This is a genomic window from Exiguobacterium sp. MH3 (genome assembly GCF_000496635.1).
GTDB classification, from domain to species: Bacteria; Bacillota; Bacilli; order Exiguobacteriales; family Exiguobacteriaceae; genus Exiguobacterium_A; species Exiguobacterium_A indicum.
On sequence record NC_022794.1, the window covers coordinates 2,452,448 to 2,468,278 of the forward strand.

The 15,831-nt window shown below is 50.0% G+C and carries 14 protein-coding genes; 1 reads left to right on the top strand and 13 read right to left on the bottom strand.

Translation table 11 applies throughout. The features are described 5' to 3' along the window. Positions 1 to 82 precede the first annotated feature (82 nt). The 10 genes from whiA to hprK all read right to left on the bottom strand — a co-directional run bounded on the left by whiA (position 83) and on the right by hprK (position 8,925). Positions 83 to 1,039, bottom strand: coding sequence for a DNA-binding protein WhiA (whiA, locus tag U719_RS12930; protein WP_023469222.1), 957 nt, complete (start codon positions 1,037 to 1,039; stop codon positions 83 to 85). Next, positions 1,036 to 2,034, bottom strand: coding sequence for a YvcK family protein (gene yvcK, locus U719_RS12935; RefSeq protein ID WP_023469223.1), 999 nt, complete (start codon positions 2,032 to 2,034; stop codon positions 1,036 to 1,038). The genes whiA and yvcK overlap by 4 nt, the downstream gene beginning before the upstream one ends. Further along, positions 2,034 to 2,903: an RNase adapter RapZ gene (gene rapZ / locus U719_RS12940; RefSeq protein WP_023469224.1), complete on the bottom strand. Its 870-nt coding sequence runs from the start codon at positions 2,901 to 2,903 to the stop codon at positions 2,034 to 2,036. Before rapZ ends, yvcK begins: the two co-directional genes overlap by 1 nt. Before the next feature lie 111 nt (positions 2,904 to 3,014). Then, positions 3,015 to 3,977 (bottom strand): thioredoxin-disulfide reductase, encoded by a 963-nt coding sequence (trxB, locus tag U719_RS12945; RefSeq protein WP_023469225.1) that lies wholly within the window; start codon positions 3,975 to 3,977, stop codon positions 3,015 to 3,017. Positions 3,978 to 4,038: 61 nt separating this feature from the next. After that, positions 4,039 to 5,523 (bottom strand): tetratricopeptide repeat protein, encoded by a 1,485-nt coding sequence (locus tag U719_RS12950; protein ID WP_023469226.1) that lies wholly within the window; start codon positions 5,521 to 5,523, stop codon positions 4,039 to 4,041. Between the two features lie 96 nt (positions 5,524 to 5,619). Beyond that, a complete protein-coding gene (kapB, locus tag U719_RS12955) occupies positions 5,620 to 6,000 on the bottom strand; it encodes a sporulation phosphorelay system protein KapB (RefSeq protein ID WP_023469227.1) in 381 nt (126 codons plus the stop codon). 30 nt (positions 6,001 to 6,030) lie between these two features. Beyond that, positions 6,031 to 6,513, bottom strand: coding sequence for a DapH/DapD/GlmU-related protein (locus tag U719_RS12960; RefSeq protein WP_023469228.1), 483 nt, complete (start codon positions 6,511 to 6,513; stop codon positions 6,031 to 6,033). Further along, positions 6,497 to 7,153, bottom strand: a complete 657-nt coding sequence (gene ppaX / locus U719_RS12965) for a pyrophosphatase PpaX (RefSeq protein ID WP_023469229.1) — start codon at positions 7,151 to 7,153, stop codon at positions 6,497 to 6,499. Before ppaX ends, U719_RS12960 begins: the two co-directional genes overlap by 17 nt. Positions 7,154 to 7,156: 3 nt before the next feature. Beyond that, on the bottom strand, positions 7,157 to 7,990 hold the full coding sequence (gene lgt / locus U719_RS12970) for a prolipoprotein diacylglyceryl transferase (RefSeq protein ID WP_023469230.1): 834 nt from the start codon (positions 7,988 to 7,990) through the stop codon (positions 7,157 to 7,159). Further along, the gene (gene hprK / locus U719_RS12975) at positions 7,990 to 8,925 is read right to left on the bottom strand and encodes an HPr(Ser) kinase/phosphatase (RefSeq protein WP_023469231.1); all 936 of its coding nucleotides are present in this window, start codon (positions 8,923 to 8,925) and stop codon (positions 7,990 to 7,992) included. The genes lgt and hprK overlap by 1 nt, the downstream gene beginning before the upstream one ends. A 126-nt stretch (positions 8,926 to 9,051) precedes the next feature. Here hprK and U719_RS12980 point away from each other — a divergent pair, with 126 nt between their 5' ends. After that, a complete protein-coding gene (locus tag U719_RS12980; RefSeq protein ID WP_023469232.1) occupies positions 9,052 to 9,435 on the top strand; it encodes a hypothetical protein in 384 nt (127 codons plus the stop codon). A 248-nt stretch (positions 9,436 to 9,683) separates the two neighbouring features. Here the strand turns inward: U719_RS12980 and U719_RS12985 are convergent, their stop codons facing one another. The 3 genes from U719_RS12985 to uvrB all read right to left on the bottom strand — a co-directional run bounded on the left by U719_RS12985 (position 9,684) and on the right by uvrB (position 15,718). Beyond that, on the bottom strand, positions 9,684 to 10,793 hold the full coding sequence (locus U719_RS12985) for a DUF4097 family beta strand repeat-containing protein (protein WP_023469233.1): 1,110 nt from the start codon (positions 10,791 to 10,793) through the stop codon (positions 9,684 to 9,686). Positions 10,794 to 10,893: 100 nt separating this feature from the next. Beyond that, positions 10,894 to 13,749: an excinuclease ABC subunit UvrA gene (gene uvrA / locus U719_RS12990; protein WP_023469234.1), complete on the bottom strand. Its 2,856-nt coding sequence runs from the start codon at positions 13,747 to 13,749 to the stop codon at positions 10,894 to 10,896. A gap of 1 nt (position 13,750) precedes the next feature. Continuing rightward, positions 13,751 to 15,718: an excinuclease ABC subunit UvrB gene (uvrB, locus tag U719_RS12995; protein ID WP_023469235.1), complete on the bottom strand. Its 1,968-nt coding sequence runs from the start codon at positions 15,716 to 15,718 to the stop codon at positions 13,751 to 13,753. Positions 15,719 to 15,831: the final 113 nt, after the last annotated feature.

Genomic DNA, 15,831 nt, shown 5'->3' on the forward strand with positions numbered 1-15,831 from the left:
TTCAAAAACTCCTTAATTCGAACATTTAGTTGCATCGACTATATATTATAGTAGACTATGGTTCATCTCGCAAGCGACCCTCTTATAAGGCCCCTGTCATCGACTCTCCATTCCGTACTTTTTCAGCGATTTGATCAATCTTCCGCAACCGGTGATTGATTCCTGATTTTGAGATGGAGCCGCTTTCGACCATCTCCCCGAGTTCTTGTAACGTGACATCTTGATGTGTGACGCGCAAGATCGCGATCTCTTTCAACTTATCCGGTAAGACATCGAGCCCGACCGTCCGCTCAAGGAACTTGATGTTCTCGACTTGGCGTAATGCCGCACCGACCGTCTTGTTGAGGTTCGCTGTCTCACAGTTGACGAGACGGTTGACCGAGTTACGCATGTCTTTTAAGATACGGACGTCCTCGAACCGTAGCATCGATTGTGTCGCATCAACGAGCTTGAGGAAATCGGAAATCTTCTCGCTCTCCTTGATGTAGAGGATGTGTCCCTTTTTCCGTTCGATCGCTTTCGCATTCAAATCAAAGACGTTCGATAGACCACGGAGCGCTGCATTATGTTCCTCATATAAGCTAAAAATCTCTAAGTGATACGACGACGTCGCCGGATTGTTGAGCGAACCACCGGCGAGGAACGCTCCTCGTAAATACGCGCGTGCCTTCCGTTCATCGTTTAAGATCGTATCACTGATCGAACGAATCATCGTGAACCCTTCCCCTAAAATTCCGAGGTCTTGCAAAATCTTGTCCGCCTGTTGTTTGACGCGGACGATATAGACATTATTCTTTTTCAGACGCATTTTTTTCCGCACGAGCAGATCGAGATGGACGCCATATGCTTTTTTCAACAGCGAATAGATCCGACGGGCAATCGAAGCATTCTCAGTCGAGATATCAAGTGTCAGACCACGTCCGAGACCGAACGAGATCGCACCGTTCATCCGCGCGAGCGCCGCGAGTTCCGCCTTCATCTCGTGATCGGTGATCGGAATCTGCGTTAATTCTTTTTTGACTTCTGAGGCAAAGCTCATGTCAGCTCCTCCTTCCCTTCGAGTTGACGCATCCGCCGAATCGATAGTACTTTTCGCATGACGAGGCTTGCGACCGCATCTGAGTCATGACGGATGAAGTGATGATTGTAATCGACGATATCATCTGCCAGCACTTCAACGCCTGCGAGCTCGAATTGTTTTTCATTATAGGTGACGATGTCGGCATGATCCTTTTGATACTTTTTCAAGTAACCGGCATCGATTGACTCATTATTGACGATGATCGTATCGACGACGCCTTGACCGAGAAAACGTTCGAGCGTCGATAAATGCTCATTGGCAGTGAACGCCGTCGTCTCGCCTGGTTGTGTCATGACGTTACAAATATAGACGACTGGAGCCAGCGATTGCTGAATCGCTTCCCGGATCTCATCAATCAAGACGTTTGGGATGATACTCGTATAGAGACTTCCTGGTCCAAGGACGATCACATCAGCATCAAGAATTGCTTGAATCGCTTCTGGTACTGGACGGACGTCTTGTTCCTCAAGGAAGATTCGTTCAATCTTCTTACCGACCGTTGGAATCAGTGACTCTCCTTTAACGATCGTCCCGTCCTCGAATTCGGCACATAACGTGATTGTCCGTTCCGTCGCCGGATAGACTTTTCCTTCTGCGTTCAACAATTGTCCCATGACACCGATCGCTTCGACGAACGAACCGTTACAGAGTTGTGTCGCTGCCGTCAGCATCAAGTTGCCGAGCGAATGCCCATGCAATCCTTCGCCGGTCTCAAACCGGTACTGCATAATCCGGTCCATCAAGGTTTCCGATTTCGACAAGGAGACGATGACATTGCGAATATCGCCTGGTGGCAACATATTAAACTCCGTCCGCAGACGACCAGAACTGCCGCCGTCATCCGCGACCGTAACGATCGCTGTAATGTCGAGCGGGTAATGCTTCAGTCCACGAAGAAGCGTTGAGAGTCCTGTCCCGCCACCAATGGCGACGACTTTACGTTCCCATTTCATCACTTCTCCTCCTTCGCATGCACATAATCCCGGTGGTTCGTCTCAATGTGATACTGCGTCGCGAATTCCTTGCTGATGGCTTCCGCGAATGTAATCGACCGGTGTTTCCCGCCCGTACAACCGAGAGCGATCACGAGTTGCGACTTCCCTTCCCGCTCGTATTGCGGAATCAGGAACTCGAGCAAGTCAACGAGTTTTTTATAGAACAGCTTCGCTTCCGGCCACTGCATGACGTATGATGCGACTTCCTCATCGAGTCCTGTCTTTGGACGCAGTTCCGGAATGTAGAACGGATTCGGTAAGAACCGGAGGTCAAAGACAAGATCGGCATCAAGCGGTAAGCCATGTTTGAAGCCAAACGACATGACGTTGACCGTAAACGGAATCCGCTCTCCTGTCGTAAATTCTTTCAACAAACGTTCTTTTAGCGCAAGCGGTTTGATGTCACTCGTATCGATCAGCATTTGTGCTTTATCACGGAATCCTTCAAGTAACGTCCGCTCGCGTTCAATCCCAGTCAGTGGTGAGTCAGTCGGTGCAAGCGGATGGGAACGACGCGATTCTTTGTAACGGCGTACGAGGACATCATTACGCGCATCGAGATAGAGCATCCGCGTTTGTAAGTTCGTCTTTTTCAAATCCTCATAAACGACAAAAAAACTATCAATGAAATCACGCGCACGTGTATCGATGGCAACGGCGATTTTAGGACGCACTTGTCCGATGACTTCGATGAGTTGTGGCAATAACGTCGGTGGTAGATTGTCAACGCAAAAATAGCCTAAATCCTCAAAGCTGTTCATTGCGACTGTCTTACCAGCCCCACTCATACCCGTAATGATCACAAGTTGCGGTTGATTCTGTTCCATCTTTTCGCCCTCCAGACAACAGTTCCGTGTGTATTTTTCGCTTCTTTCTCAGTATATCATAAAAAAAGAGCCAGCCTCACTGAAGGTACCTTCAATGAAACTGGTTCGTTATTACGCGTGTGAGGATTCTTGTAATTCTTCAAGTAACGCTTCGATGAAGTGTTGCGCGTTTTGCGCGGCAATCGAACCATCGTTTGTCGCTGTAACGACTTGACGCAATGTCTTTTCACGAACGTCACCAGCAGCAAAGATTCCTTTGATGTTCGTTTCCATCGCTTCGTTTGTCACGACGTAGCCTTGGTCGTTCAAGATACCGAGGTCCTGGACGTAACCAGTGATCGGGTTCATCCCGATGTAGATGAAGACACCATCGATCGGATGCGTCGTTACGTCAGCTGTTTTTGTATTGATCAGCTCGATACCGCCGACTTTCCCGTCTTGTTCGTTGATCTGTTTAACCGTATGGTTCCAGATAAAGTCGATTTTCGGGTTGTCGAACGCACGTTTTTGAAGAATCTTTTGAGCGCGGAGCTCGTCACGACGGTGTACGATCGTGACTTTTTTCGCGAAGCGTGTCAAGTAGACGCCTTCTTCAACCGCAGAGTCGCCTCCACCGATGACGAAGAGTTCTTTTTCTTTAAAGAACGCGCCGTCACAGACGGCACAGTACGAGACACCGCGACCACCGAGTTCTTCTTCACCCGGTACGCCGATTTTCTTATATTGTGCACCAGACGCGATGATGATCGCCCGTGCGTAGTAATCTTTGTTGTGTGCATGAATTGTTTTGTATGCTTTACCGTCTTCGATGCTTCGAACGTCTCCGTACGCATATTCTGCGCCGAATGCTTTCGAGTGGTCGAACATTTTTTGCGAGAGATCAGGTCCGAGGATGCTGTCGTATCCTGGGTAGTTCTCGATATCTTCTGTGTTCGCCATTTGACCGCCCGGAATCCCGCGTTCGATCATCAATGTCGAAAGGTTCGCACGTGATGCATAAAGTGCGGCTGTCATCCCAGCAGGTCCTGCCCCGATGATGATGACGTCATAAATTTTTTGTTCTGTTTCCGCCATGATTCCACCCCATTTATCGTAATCGTTGTAGTTTGAGTATAGGTGAGAATCGCCTAAACGTCTAACACTTTGCTTGCAGCGGTGCCAGCATCCGTTCATGTGTCCGGATCATCGATGCGACGTGATCGAACGAACAATCGACGAGTGATGCACATTCCTCAATCAACATCCCATCCCGTAAATCATGGAAAAGATAAAGCAGTGATGCCGCAGATGCTTCAATCGAATCGAACGATTCCCCGCTTAAGACGAGCTGTGCGAAGCGTTCATAAAAATCCCCTTCGAGACTCATCCGTTCTTCGTCTGAAACGAACCGTTCCGCAAGACGGATCGTCTGCAATGCCCGGTGAATGCGTTCATCCACGACATCAGTCCGTCCTTCCATCTCGATGATAATCTGTTCCGTCAATAACAGGACGTCTTCCTGATCTGTCACTTCTGGCATCATCGACAATGCAAGCCGTGCTTCAGCATCGTTCAGTTTACCAAGGAGAAGTGCCGTAAAGATCCGCGAGACATCATCTTCCGTCTTCAGCGCTTGGATGAGTGCCGAGCGAAACTGCAGGTTGTGCCGGATGTCATACGTATCCGTCTCTTCCTTTAACGCTTGTGCTTCGTCCGACTTCAAGAAAGCGGCTGCTTCTTCGACGTGTCCTGTCTTATAGGCAGAGATTGATAACCAGTGCCCAAAGAGTGGATCTCCCCGGTAACCGCGACGCTCGAGCAACTTCAACTCTTCATAGGCGATATCGTATCGTCCGATGATCGCAAGCGTTGATGCGACCTTATAACGTGTCTCAAGGTGCACGGAACGCACGTGTTCGAGTTGACGAGAGAGACGATGCGCCTCTTCGTCCTGACCCATCTCGTGTAACAAGACGAGCGTGTTACAGAGGGCATGCAAATTCCCCGGATTCCCTTCAAGGACCCGTTCAAGGGAAGCGAATGCCTGATCATTCTCTCCTAAATAGAACTCGACGATCGCGAGGTTGTTGTAGGCAGGCCAGAACGTCGGGTAATGGGCAATCAGTCCCGTCAACGTCTCCTGTGCCGCGAACAGCATCCCTTTATCGATCTGGCGTTGTGCCTGACCGTGCAGACGAATCAATTCATCCTCTTCGTCGTCTTCCATCTCTTGTTCGAGATCAATCAGTTCCACGAGTGCGGCCGATGCCTCCGCGTGTTTGCCGTTTGGTGCTTGCTCTAAATATTCCATCGCATGTTGTCGCGCTTCTTCGTAAAGTGAGACGTGTGCGTAGTTATTCGCTAAATAAAAGAGTGCTTCCGTATTTGATGCGTCGAGTGCGCGTACTTGTTTCAAGACATCATTCGCATGATTGATTTCTCCTGTCTCGAATAAGACACGGGCATAACGGAGCAAATAACGGATGTCCGCTGGCTGAAGTGTCGTCGCCTCATCTAAATGATAGACGGCTTCGTCCAGTCGCCCTTCCCGGTGCGCCTTCCGTCCGCGGAAATAAAAAAGTTCCGCTTGGCGCGCTGTTATCGCAAAGGGGTCTGCTTTGTATTTGGTTAATTCCATCATGATTCAAGCCCCCATAAATAGTAAACTGGTTTCGTAGTTGCAGACACAAGAATACCCTATCTCTAGGAGGCATGCAACAGAAAAAAACGCCGGAGTTCATCCCCAGCGTTTCGCATAAATCGATTCCAGTTCTTTGTAATTCTCTAAGCATTTTCGTACAAAAGCATCCGTCTCTGGATTCAGTCCTTCAAGACGTGCCACGTCCTTGTCATATGCCTGCCGTAAGCTCGTCGCATAATCGGGAATCTCTCCGTCATACGCATAAACGACTGCGGGCGAAACCGTGATCTTTTCGTGCTTATGCAAGGCGGTCCGGATATGGAAGAGTGGAACATCGACTTGGTTCGGTTGGTGAAGATCTCCTTGAACGGGATGCTTCTCAACAGCCAACACCTCAACGACGAGACCTTGTGGACGTTCGGCGAATAATCTTCCGAAATACTTTCCTGTCTTATACGTAAAGCGGATGTGCGTCATCTTTTTTCCTTCTTCCTTCTCACAGTTTTGTCACATTTCGTGCCGGCGAAGCGGCTGACTCGAGACGCGTTCATTCGGCGCAATATCCCGGTGAACGACCGATCCGGCACCAACGACAGCACCATCTCCGATCGTTACGCCCGGTAGGATTGTCACGTTTGCACCGATCAAGACGTTGCTTCCGATGACGACGTCACCTAAACGGTACTCCGTCGTCAAATATTCATGACAGAGAATCGTCGTATTGAAGCCGATGATCGTATTATCACCAATCGTGATCCGCTCCGGAAACATCGTGTCCGGCATCACCATCAAGGCAAGTGCCGTCTTCTCCCCGATCTTCATCCGAAGACATGTCCGGTAGAGTGCGTTCTTAAAACGTAGCGACGGAGCAAATCGACCGATCATGATGATCGTAAAGCACCACATCACTTTAAAGAACGACACCGTCCGGTACATGTGCCAGAGTGGATTCGTCGTTCCGACCTGAAACCGATCAGTTCGCCGCGCCATTTTGTTCCTCCAGCCAAGTAGCAAGATGATCCATCGAATCAATGATGACGTCCGGCTCGAGGGCTTCTAAGTACGCGCGTCCTTTGATCGCCCAACCGACCGCGACCGTCTTCAGTCCCGCGTTCTTGCCACCGAGAATGTCCGTATCGTTGTCGCCGACCATGATCGTTTCGTCTGCTGTTGATCCAAGCAACTGCATCGCTTTTTCGAACGGCTCGACGGCTGGTTTTTCTTCCGTTACGTCGTCGGCTGCGATGACCGCGTCAAAGAGTGACGTCAATCCGAACAACTCGATGCCGCGAAGAGCGACACGACGACTTTTCGACGTCACAACCGCCATCTTGTATCCTGCTTCATGCAGACGACGTAATCCGTCAAGCACACCCGGATACTCGAGCACGAGCGCGTCATGCATCGCGATGTTGTAGCTACGGTAAAAAGCGACCATCTCTTTCCACTGTTCCGCATTCATCGCCGAGAACGATTTTTCTAGCGTCGGACCGATGAACGGAAGCAATTCCGCTTCCGTGAACGTCCGGTCCGGATAATAGTAGCTGAGCGTGTGCTCGAAGCTTTTTAAAATTAATGGATTCGTGTCGATCAACGTGCCATCTAAATCAAACAGTAGCGTGCGAATCATCGATTACTTCGCCTCCTTTTTCGAACCGTCCAAGTAACGAACGGCGTTGCGGCGAACGACCATCATAATCACACCGAAGATGATCAGACAGATTGAGACGATTTGTGCCGTCCGGAGTCCATCACCCATCATCAGACTGTCCGTCCGGAGTCCTTCGATATAAAAGCGTCCGATTGAATACCAAACGAGATAACCGAGGAAGACATACCCACGGCGTGGATTGAACTTCATCCGCCAGACGATCAACAGAATGACACCGATGATGTTCCAGATGCTTTCATAGAGGAACGTCGGTAAGTAGTATGTTCCATCAATGTACATCTGATTGACGATCCAGTTCGGTAAGTGCAGCGTATCTTGTAAGTACGACCATGTCGTTTCGCCACCGTGTGCTTCTTGGTTGAAGAAGTTACCCCAGCGTCCGACGGCTTGTCCGAACAAGAGGGATGGTGCCAAGATATCAGCGATTTGCCAGAACGAGATCTTTTTCTTACGCGTATAGATAATGACCGTCAAAATCGCACCGATGATCGCACCGTGAATCGCGATCCCACCTTGGCGGATATTGATGATTTGGTCAAGATGTTGACTATAGTAGTTCCACTCGAACGCGACGTAGTAAATCCGGGCACAGATGATACTGATCGGAATCGACCAGATGACGACATCGACCGCATACTCTTCGTTAAAGCCGATCCGCTTCGACTCGAAGATTGCAATCAACAGACCGACGACCGCACCGAGTGCGATGACGATGCCGTACCAGTAAATCGGTACAGGACCGAGTTCAATCGCCACGCGGTCAAACGTTGGTTGTACAGAGGCTAAAGTTCCCATCAAAGACCACCATTCCCATCTTCAATTGCTTGCGCGAGACGTCCCGCGAATTCTTCTGCTGTGTTGATGCCCATGTTCTTCAGACGATAGTTCATCGCTGCGACTTCGATGATGACAGCAAGGTTTCGTCCGGGACGAACCGGAATCGTCAGGAATGGAATTTCCGTATCGATGATTTGGAGTGTCTCTTGGTCCAGACCGACGCGATCATAGACTTTCGATTGATCCCAAATCTCGAGGTTACAGACGAGGCTGATCTTCTTGTGCGAGCGAACAGCACCTGCACCGAACAACGTCATCACGTCGATGATCCCGATTCCGCGAATCTCAAGCAGATGTTGAATCAACTTCGGTGCCGTTCCGACGAGAATCCCGTCACCGGTTTGACGAATCTCAACTGAGTCATCTGCCACTAGACGGTGACCCCGCTTAACGAGTTCGAGTGCCGTTTCCGATTTACCGACACCACTTGCTCCTTTGATAAAGACACCGACACCATAGATATCGACGAGGACACCATGCATCGCTGTCGTTGGTGCAAGTTCCGCTTCGAGGAAGTTCGTGATCTGTGACTCGACCGATGTCGTATGCCCTTTTGTCGTCAACAGTGGTACGTTCGTCTCATCCGCGGCTTGGATGATCGCTTCCGGTACGTCAAATCCACGTGTGATCAAGATACCAGGTGTTTCATCCGTACAAAGGACATTCGCTCGTTCGCGTTGTTCCTCGTACGTTAAATTATTGAAGAACGTCAATTCTGTTTTTCCGAGAATCTGGAGACGTTCTGCCGGGTAATAGGCATAATAACCGGCAAGCACAAGGCCAGGTCGGCACAAATCAGCCGTCAGAATCGGGCGATGTAAGCCCTCTTCTCCCGTGACGATGTGGAGATTGAATTGTTTTACGATTTCAGCTGTTCGCACTTTTGGTTGCACGCTTCGTCAGCCCCTTTCACTTGAAGTATTGTACCATATTTTTATTCGATTCATGGAATTGGATTAGAAGCATGATTTCTTGGGAATGGAATAAAGAGTTAATATTTTGAAGGAGGTTTTGCCGTGATGTCAGGCGGTGGTATCGGATTGATTTTAGTCATTATCTTATTTGCGGTTCTAGCGATTGCTGGTTTCGTCTATCTCATCATCTCACTGATTGATATGTGGAAAGCGTATTCGCGTAATCAAGATCAAACTGCTCTCTTATTCTTTATCATCTCAATCATCGGAATCTTTATCAGTGGTTCATTCATTTCCTACGTCCTCGCGATCATCTTCTATTGGAATCGCGCACGCGGAAAGAGTTGGCTCGGAATCGGTCTGATTCTCGTTTCAATCGTTCTTGCAATCATCGGTGTCATTGCCTTACTCTCGTTCGGTTACGATATGAATAATATCGAGAACATGAACTTCGACGAGCCGATGATGGATCAGGATTACGATTATTGATGTAGGAACTACACCCATCTTCTTATGAGGATGGGTGTTTTTGTCTATGCAGCTGACGAAGCTCCGCTCGCGTGACTCCTACAGGAAAAAGCGCGGTCATCCGCGCTGTCAGAGACAAACGAGACCCGGCTACTCGTTCCTAGAACGACGTAGCCGCGGCTTGTGTCTCGCCTGAGGAAAGCACGCAAAGCGGATGCGACGTCATAAGAAAAGCGCAACCTCTTTTTCAAGAAGTTGCGCTGGTATGCTTATAACGTTTGTGGACTGAGGTGAACACCATGCGTGACCGAAATCGTACCTGTCTTCGTATCCGCTTCGACCTCAATTTTTGGTGAGCGACCGCGACCTGATACGAAATGGAGCTTCCGGTTGACGATCTCTTTTTGATCCCGGATTAATTCCATGTCATCGAGGTTGCAGTTGAGACCACCGAAGTTCGTCTCAAGCTCACCGTAGACTTCTGCGCCGTGCGGCAACATCAAAGCGATGCTTCCAGCAAGGGACGAAGCTTTGACCTTCGCGTTTTGCACGGTCTTCAGCTCACAGCGGACGTTTCCGTTCGCTGTTTTCAGTTCTGAACGTTCGAAGACACCTGTCGTGATGATTTGTCCGTTGGCTGTCTTCGCCTTCAAGACTTTCAACTCCGACTCTTCGATTTCAATCGAACCGTTCGCTGTCGATACTTTGACATCCTCACTGAACAGATCGCGGACGTTGACTCGACCGTTTGCTGTCATCAGTTGAGCGGATGTCGTATCAAGTGACGTCAACGAAATTTCCCCGTTCAGCGTCTGTAAGACGAATGATTCGTAATGACGGCGTGGTACTTTCAGATGGACTGTCGCACGGACACTCTTATCCTTCAAACGGATCGAGAGTGTGTTTGCCGAGACCGCGTGTTGAACAGCGGCTTGAAGTTGCTCAAGCGCTTGTTCTTCCGTCACCTGTTGGCGGCGAAGCGGACGTCCTGTCACCGTCAATTCGCATTCTTCGAGATCACTCGGTTCAACGACCAAGTTCGCATTGAACAGATCGACGTGAACCGTCTCACCGCTGAACGGGAATTGTTTGACGTAGGTGACGTTCGGACCAGACGCCTGATTAAGCGAAAGATCACTGTCCTTGATCCGGCTGACGAGATTATCGAACGCTGACATGACTTTCGTCGTCAGCGAATCGACGGAATACTGGTCGACCCGATCATACTGTTCTGGTTCATCGACGTACTTATGTTCACTGGCAGAAGTTGCACGTTCGTCGATCGCTTCGAGCCGCTCGAGTTTATCGAGTGCCTCATCAATCGTTAACTTTCCTTCTTTGACTTGCTCCAATATCAATTGACGCATATCTTGCTTCATGAACCGTTCCCTCCTATTCTTGAACCTCAAACGTGTGTTACATGATACTTTCGTTTAAGTTCCCTTAGTTCCTCCCTACGAATCCTCATCCACAAAAGTTTCACGATTCAATTCGTGCCGCATCGCGTTCAAGGACAGGTGCGAGGTATCGTCCCGTGTAGGATGCTTCAACTTCAGCGATGTGTTCCGGTGTACCGGCAGCAACGATCGTTCCGCCACCGTCGCCACCTTCAGGTCCAAGATCAATCAAGTAGTCGGCCGTCTTGATGACGTCCAAGTTGTGTTCGATGACGAGTACCGTATCGCCATTGTCGACAAGACGTTGCAACACTTTCAGGAGACGCGCGATATCATGGACGTGAAGCCCTGTCGTCGGCTCATCGAGAATATAGATCGTCTTCCCAGTCGAGCGTTTATGCAACTCGGACGCCAGTTTAACACGTTGCGCTTCCCCGCCGGACAGTTCCGTCGCGGGTTGACCGAGACGCATGTACGTCAGACCGACGTCAGCGATCGTCTGCAGTTTCCGCGTAATCTTCGGAATGTTCTCGAAGAAGGCAAGGGCATCTTCAACCGTCATCTCAAGCACGTCGGCAATCGTTTTGCCTTTATATTTCACTTCGAGTGTTTCGCGGTTGTAGCGTTTTCCGTGACAGACTTCACACGGAACATAGACGTCCGGTAAGAAGTGCATCTCAATCTTGATGATCCCGTCACCGCGACACGCTTCACAGCGTCCACCCTTGATGTTGAAACTGAAACGTCCTTTTTTGTAACCACGGAGTTTCGCTTCGTTCGTCGAAGCAAAGACGTCACGAATGTCATCGAAGACACCGGTATACGTTGCCGGGTTCGAGCGCGGTGTCCGACCGATTGGTGACTGATCGATATCGATGACCTTATCGATTTGATCCAGACCAGTGATCCCTTTATGAGCACCCGGTTTTTCTTTCGCCCGGTTCATCTCGTGCGCGATCGTCTTATAGAGAATTTCATTGATCAACGTCGATTTCCCGGAGCCCGAGACACCGGTGACGGCGACGAACAGACCAAGCGGAATGTCGACATCGACGTTCTTCAGGTTGTTTTCCGATGCTTTGTGGATATGGAGCATCCGACCGTCTGGCTCTTTGCGTGTCGACGGAACAGGAATGAACTTCTTCCCGGACAAGTATTGACCAGTCAACGAGTTCGCATCCTGCATCAACTCTTCCGGTTTCCCGGCTGCCGTGACGAATCCACCGTGATCGCCGGCACCAGGTCCGATATCGATCAAGTAGTCGGCTGCCATCATCGTGTCTTCATCGTGTTCGACGACGATCAACGTGTTGCCAAGATCACGCATCGCCTTCAGCGTATTGATCAGACGATCATTATCACGTTGGTGTAAACCGATCGATGGTTCATCGAGAACGTAGAGGACGCCCGTTAGACGCGAACCGATTTGTGTCGCGAGACGAATCCGTTGCGCTTCCCCACCGGACAATGTCCCCGCTGCGCGTGAGATCGTCAGGTAATCGAGACCGACGTTCTCAAGGAACGACGCCCGTTCGTGAATCTCACGAACAATCATCCGCGAAATCGTCTTATCCTTCTCACTTAATTTCTCCGGTAGTTCGTCGAAGAACATGACCGCTTGTTTGACAGACATCTTCGTCACTTCACCGATATGGTGGTCAGATACTTTGACAGCGAGCGATTCCCGTTTCAAGCGATGTCCTTTACACGTCGGACAGGCCTTCTTCGCCATGTAGCCTTCCATCTGTTCCCGGATATAATCAGACGACGTCTCCTTGAAGCGACGTTGTAAGTTGTTAAGGACCCCTTCAAAATAGAGGTTCGTATTTCGGACCATCCCGAAGTCGTTCTCGTAACGGAAGTGAATCTCTTCCTTCGTGTTTCCGTTCAAGATCGTTTCACGGTGTTCTTCTGACAACTGTTCGAACGGTGTATCCATATCGATCTTGAAGTGATCACAGACCGCTTTGAGCAATTGTGGATAATACTGCGAGCTTGTCGGTTCCCACGCTACGATTGCCCCTTCGTTCAATGACTTATCGGGATGCGGCACGACGAGATCAACATCGACCTCAAGCTTCGTTCCGAGACCATCACATGACGTACAAGCACCAAACGGTGAGTTGAACGAGAACATCCGTGGTTCAAGTTCGCCGATTGAGAAGCCACAAATTGGACAAGCATGATGTTCACTGAACAACAATTCGTTGCCGTCCATCGTATCAACGATGACCCGACCGTCCGCGAGGCGAAGTGCAGTCTCCAGTGAATCCGCAAGACGGGCTTCGACGTCTGGTCGCACGACGACACGGTCGACGACGACTTCGATCGAGTGTTTCTTGTTTTTCTCAAGCGTGATCTCTTCAGCGAGATCCATCGTCTCTCCGTTGACACGGACGCGGACGAAGCCTTCCTTCTTCAAATCGTCGAGCACCTTGACGTGCGTCCCTTTGCGTCCAGAAACGATTGGCGCGAGGATTTGCAGACGCGTCCGCTCCGGTAACTCCATCACTTGGTCGACCATCTGACTGATCGTCTGGCTCGAAATCTCGATTCCGTGATTTGGACAAATCGGTTTACCAATTCGTGCGTACAACAGACGCAAATAATCATAGATCTCTGTGACCGTTCCGACCGTCGAACGCGGGTTTTTACTTGTCGTCTTCTGGTCGATTGAAATTGCCGGACTCAGTCCCTCGATCGTATCGACATCCGGCTTATCCATCTGTCCGAGGAACTGACGGGCATAGGCTGATAAACTTTCGACATAACGCCGTTGTCCTTCCGCGTAAATCGTGTCGAAGGCAAGCGACGATTTCCCTGACCCGGACAAGCCCGTCAAGACGACGAGCTGATCGCGTGGGATTTCGACATCGATGTTTTGTAGATTATTGACGCGAGCGCCTTTGATGATAATCTGATTCTTCTTTTCTCCCAACTTAGGCACCTGCTTTCAATTCTAATATGAGATCGCGGAGCTCAGCAGCTCGTTCGAACTGCATGTCTTTCGCCGCTTGACGCATCTCTTGATCAAGCTGTTCAAGCAACGTTTCGCGCTCCGGTTTTTTGAGTTTGTTGAACTTCTCGAGTTTTTCGACGGTGTCGTCGCTCTCGATCGTCGTACTGATGACACCACGAACGTCTTTTTTGATCGTCTGCGGCGTGATGCCATGTTCTTCGTTGAACGCCATCTGGATTGCGCGACGGCGTTCCGTCTCATCGATTGCGCGTTGCATCGAATCGGTGACTTTATCAGCAAACAAGATGACGTGTCCTTCCGAGTTCCGCGCCGCCCGACCAATCGTTTGAATCAGCGAACGGTCCGAACGGAGGAAACCTTCCTTATCGGCATCAAGAATCGTCACGAGTGAGACTTCCGGAATATCGAGTCCTTCTCGTAACAAGTTGATCCCGACGAGGACATCGTATTTCCCGAGTCGTAAGTCACGGATGATTTCAATCCGTTCCAGCGTCTTGATCTCCGAGTGCATGTAGTTGACCTTGACACCGTTCTCTTTCAAGTAGTCGGTCAAGTCTTCTGCCATCTTCTTCGTCAGTGTCGTCACGAGAACACGTTCGTTCTTCGCGACCCGGTCACGGATGTTATCCATCAAGTAATCGATTTGTCCCGTGATCGGATGAATCTCGATCGTTGGATCAACGAGACCGGTCGGACGGATGATTTGCTCGACCATCTCTTTCGAATGTTCGAGTTCATACGGTCCTGGTGTCGCCGAGATATAGATCGCCTGACTGACTTTTTCCTCGAACTCCTCGAACCGTAACGGACGGTTGTCTTTTGCCGACGGAAGACGGAAGCCGTGATCGACGAGGACTTGTTTCCGTGCTTGGTCGCCGTTATACATCCCGCGAATTTGTGGCAACGTGACGTGTGACTCATCGGCAACGAGTAAGAAGTCCTTCGGGAAGTAATCGAGCAACGTATACGGTGTTGCCCCTTCCGGCATCAAGTTCAAGTGACGCGAGTAGTTCTCGATTCCGGAGCAATAGCCCATCTCACGCATCATCTCGAGATCGTAGTTCGTCCGTTGTTCGAGCCGTTGCGCTTCGAGCAACTGATTGTCTTCGCGTAGCTTCGCAAGCTGGACCTCTAGTTCCTTCTCGATGTTCGCGATCGCTTTCTGCAGACGGGTATCCCCCGTCACGAAGTGGGACGCCGGGAAGATCGAGATGTGCTCACGGTCCGCGACGATCTCACCTGTCAGCGGATCCATATCACGAATCCGTTCGATCTCGTCACCGAAGAACTCGACCCGGACACACTGTTCATCGCGTGACGCCGGGAAGATTTCGACGACGTCTCCGCGGACGCGGAACCGTCCGCGCTGGAAGTCGATGTCGTTACGCTCATACTGGATGTCGATTAGACGACGGAGCATCTCGTTTCGCCCCATCTCATTGCCGACACGCAGTGACAAGACGTGGTTGTTGTACTCTTCCGGGTTACCGAGACCATAGATACACGAGACAGAAGCAACGATCAAGACGTCTTCCCGTTCGAACAGGGCGGACGTCGCCGAGTGACGTAGTTTATCAATCTCATCGTTGATCGAAGAGTCCTTCTCAATGAACGTATCCGTCGATGGGACATACGCTTCCGGTTGATAATAATCATAAAAACTAACGAAGTATTCGACCGCATTGTTCGGGAAGAATTCCTTGAACTCCGAGTAGAGTTGTCCCGCTAGTGTTTTGTTATGGGCAAGGACGAGCGTCGGTTTCTTGATTTCCTTGATGACGTTCGAGACCGTGAACGTCTTCCCGGTACCGGTCGCCCCAAGCAACGTCTGATGTCGTTCGCCTTGTTTTAGCCCAGTCACCAATTTTTCGATTGCCGTCGGCTGATCACCGCCTGGCTCAAATGGTGAAACGAGTTCAAAATCCATCGTTTGCTTCCCCCTCATCACGTAAAAAATCTATTTTTATTGTACCACTTTACGAACAAACATTCGATTATGAAGTGCTTCTTTTAGGAAGTTACCCTTTTTTTCGAAAATGC

Excerpts from the sequence above, each read along its gene's own strand:
- whiA (WP_023469222.1), bottom strand. The coding sequence starts at position 1,039 with ATGAGCTTTGCCTCAGAAGTCAAAAAAGAATTAACGCAGATTCCGATC.
- yvcK (WP_023469223.1), bottom strand. The coding sequence starts at position 2,034 with ATGAAATGGGAACGTAAAGTCGTCGCCATTGGTGGCGGGACAGGACTC.
- rapZ (WP_023469224.1), bottom strand. The coding sequence starts at position 2,903 with ATGGAACAGAATCAACCGCAACTTGTGATCATTACGGGTATGAGTGGG.
- trxB (WP_023469225.1), bottom strand. The coding sequence starts at position 3,977 with ATGGCGGAAACAGAACAAAAAATTTATGACGTCATCATCATCGGGGCA.
- U719_RS12950 (WP_023469226.1), bottom strand. The coding sequence starts at position 5,523 with ATGATGGAATTAACCAAATACAAAGCAGACCCCTTTGCGATAACAGCG.
- kapB (WP_023469227.1), bottom strand. The coding sequence starts at position 6,000 with ATGACGCACATCCGCTTTACGTATAAGACAGGAAAGTATTTCGGAAGA.
- U719_RS12960 (WP_023469228.1), bottom strand. The coding sequence starts at position 6,513 with ATGGCGCGGCGAACTGATCGGTTTCAGGTCGGAACGACGAATCCACTC.
- ppaX (WP_023469229.1), bottom strand. The coding sequence starts at position 7,153 with ATGATTCGCACGCTACTGTTTGATTTAGATGGCACGTTGATCGACACG.
- lgt (WP_023469230.1), bottom strand. The coding sequence starts at position 7,990 with ATGGGAACTTTAGCCTCTGTACAACCAACGTTTGACCGCGTGGCGATT.
- U719_RS12980 (WP_023469232.1), top strand. The coding sequence starts at position 9,052 with ATGTCAGGCGGTGGTATCGGATTGATTTTAGTCATTATCTTATTTGCG.
- U719_RS12985 (WP_023469233.1), bottom strand. The coding sequence starts at position 10,793 with ATGAAGCAAGATATGCGTCAATTGATATTGGAGCAAGTCAAAGAAGGA.
- uvrB (WP_023469235.1), bottom strand. The coding sequence starts at position 15,718 with ATGGATTTTGAACTCGTTTCACCATTTGAGCCAGGCGGTGATCAGCCG.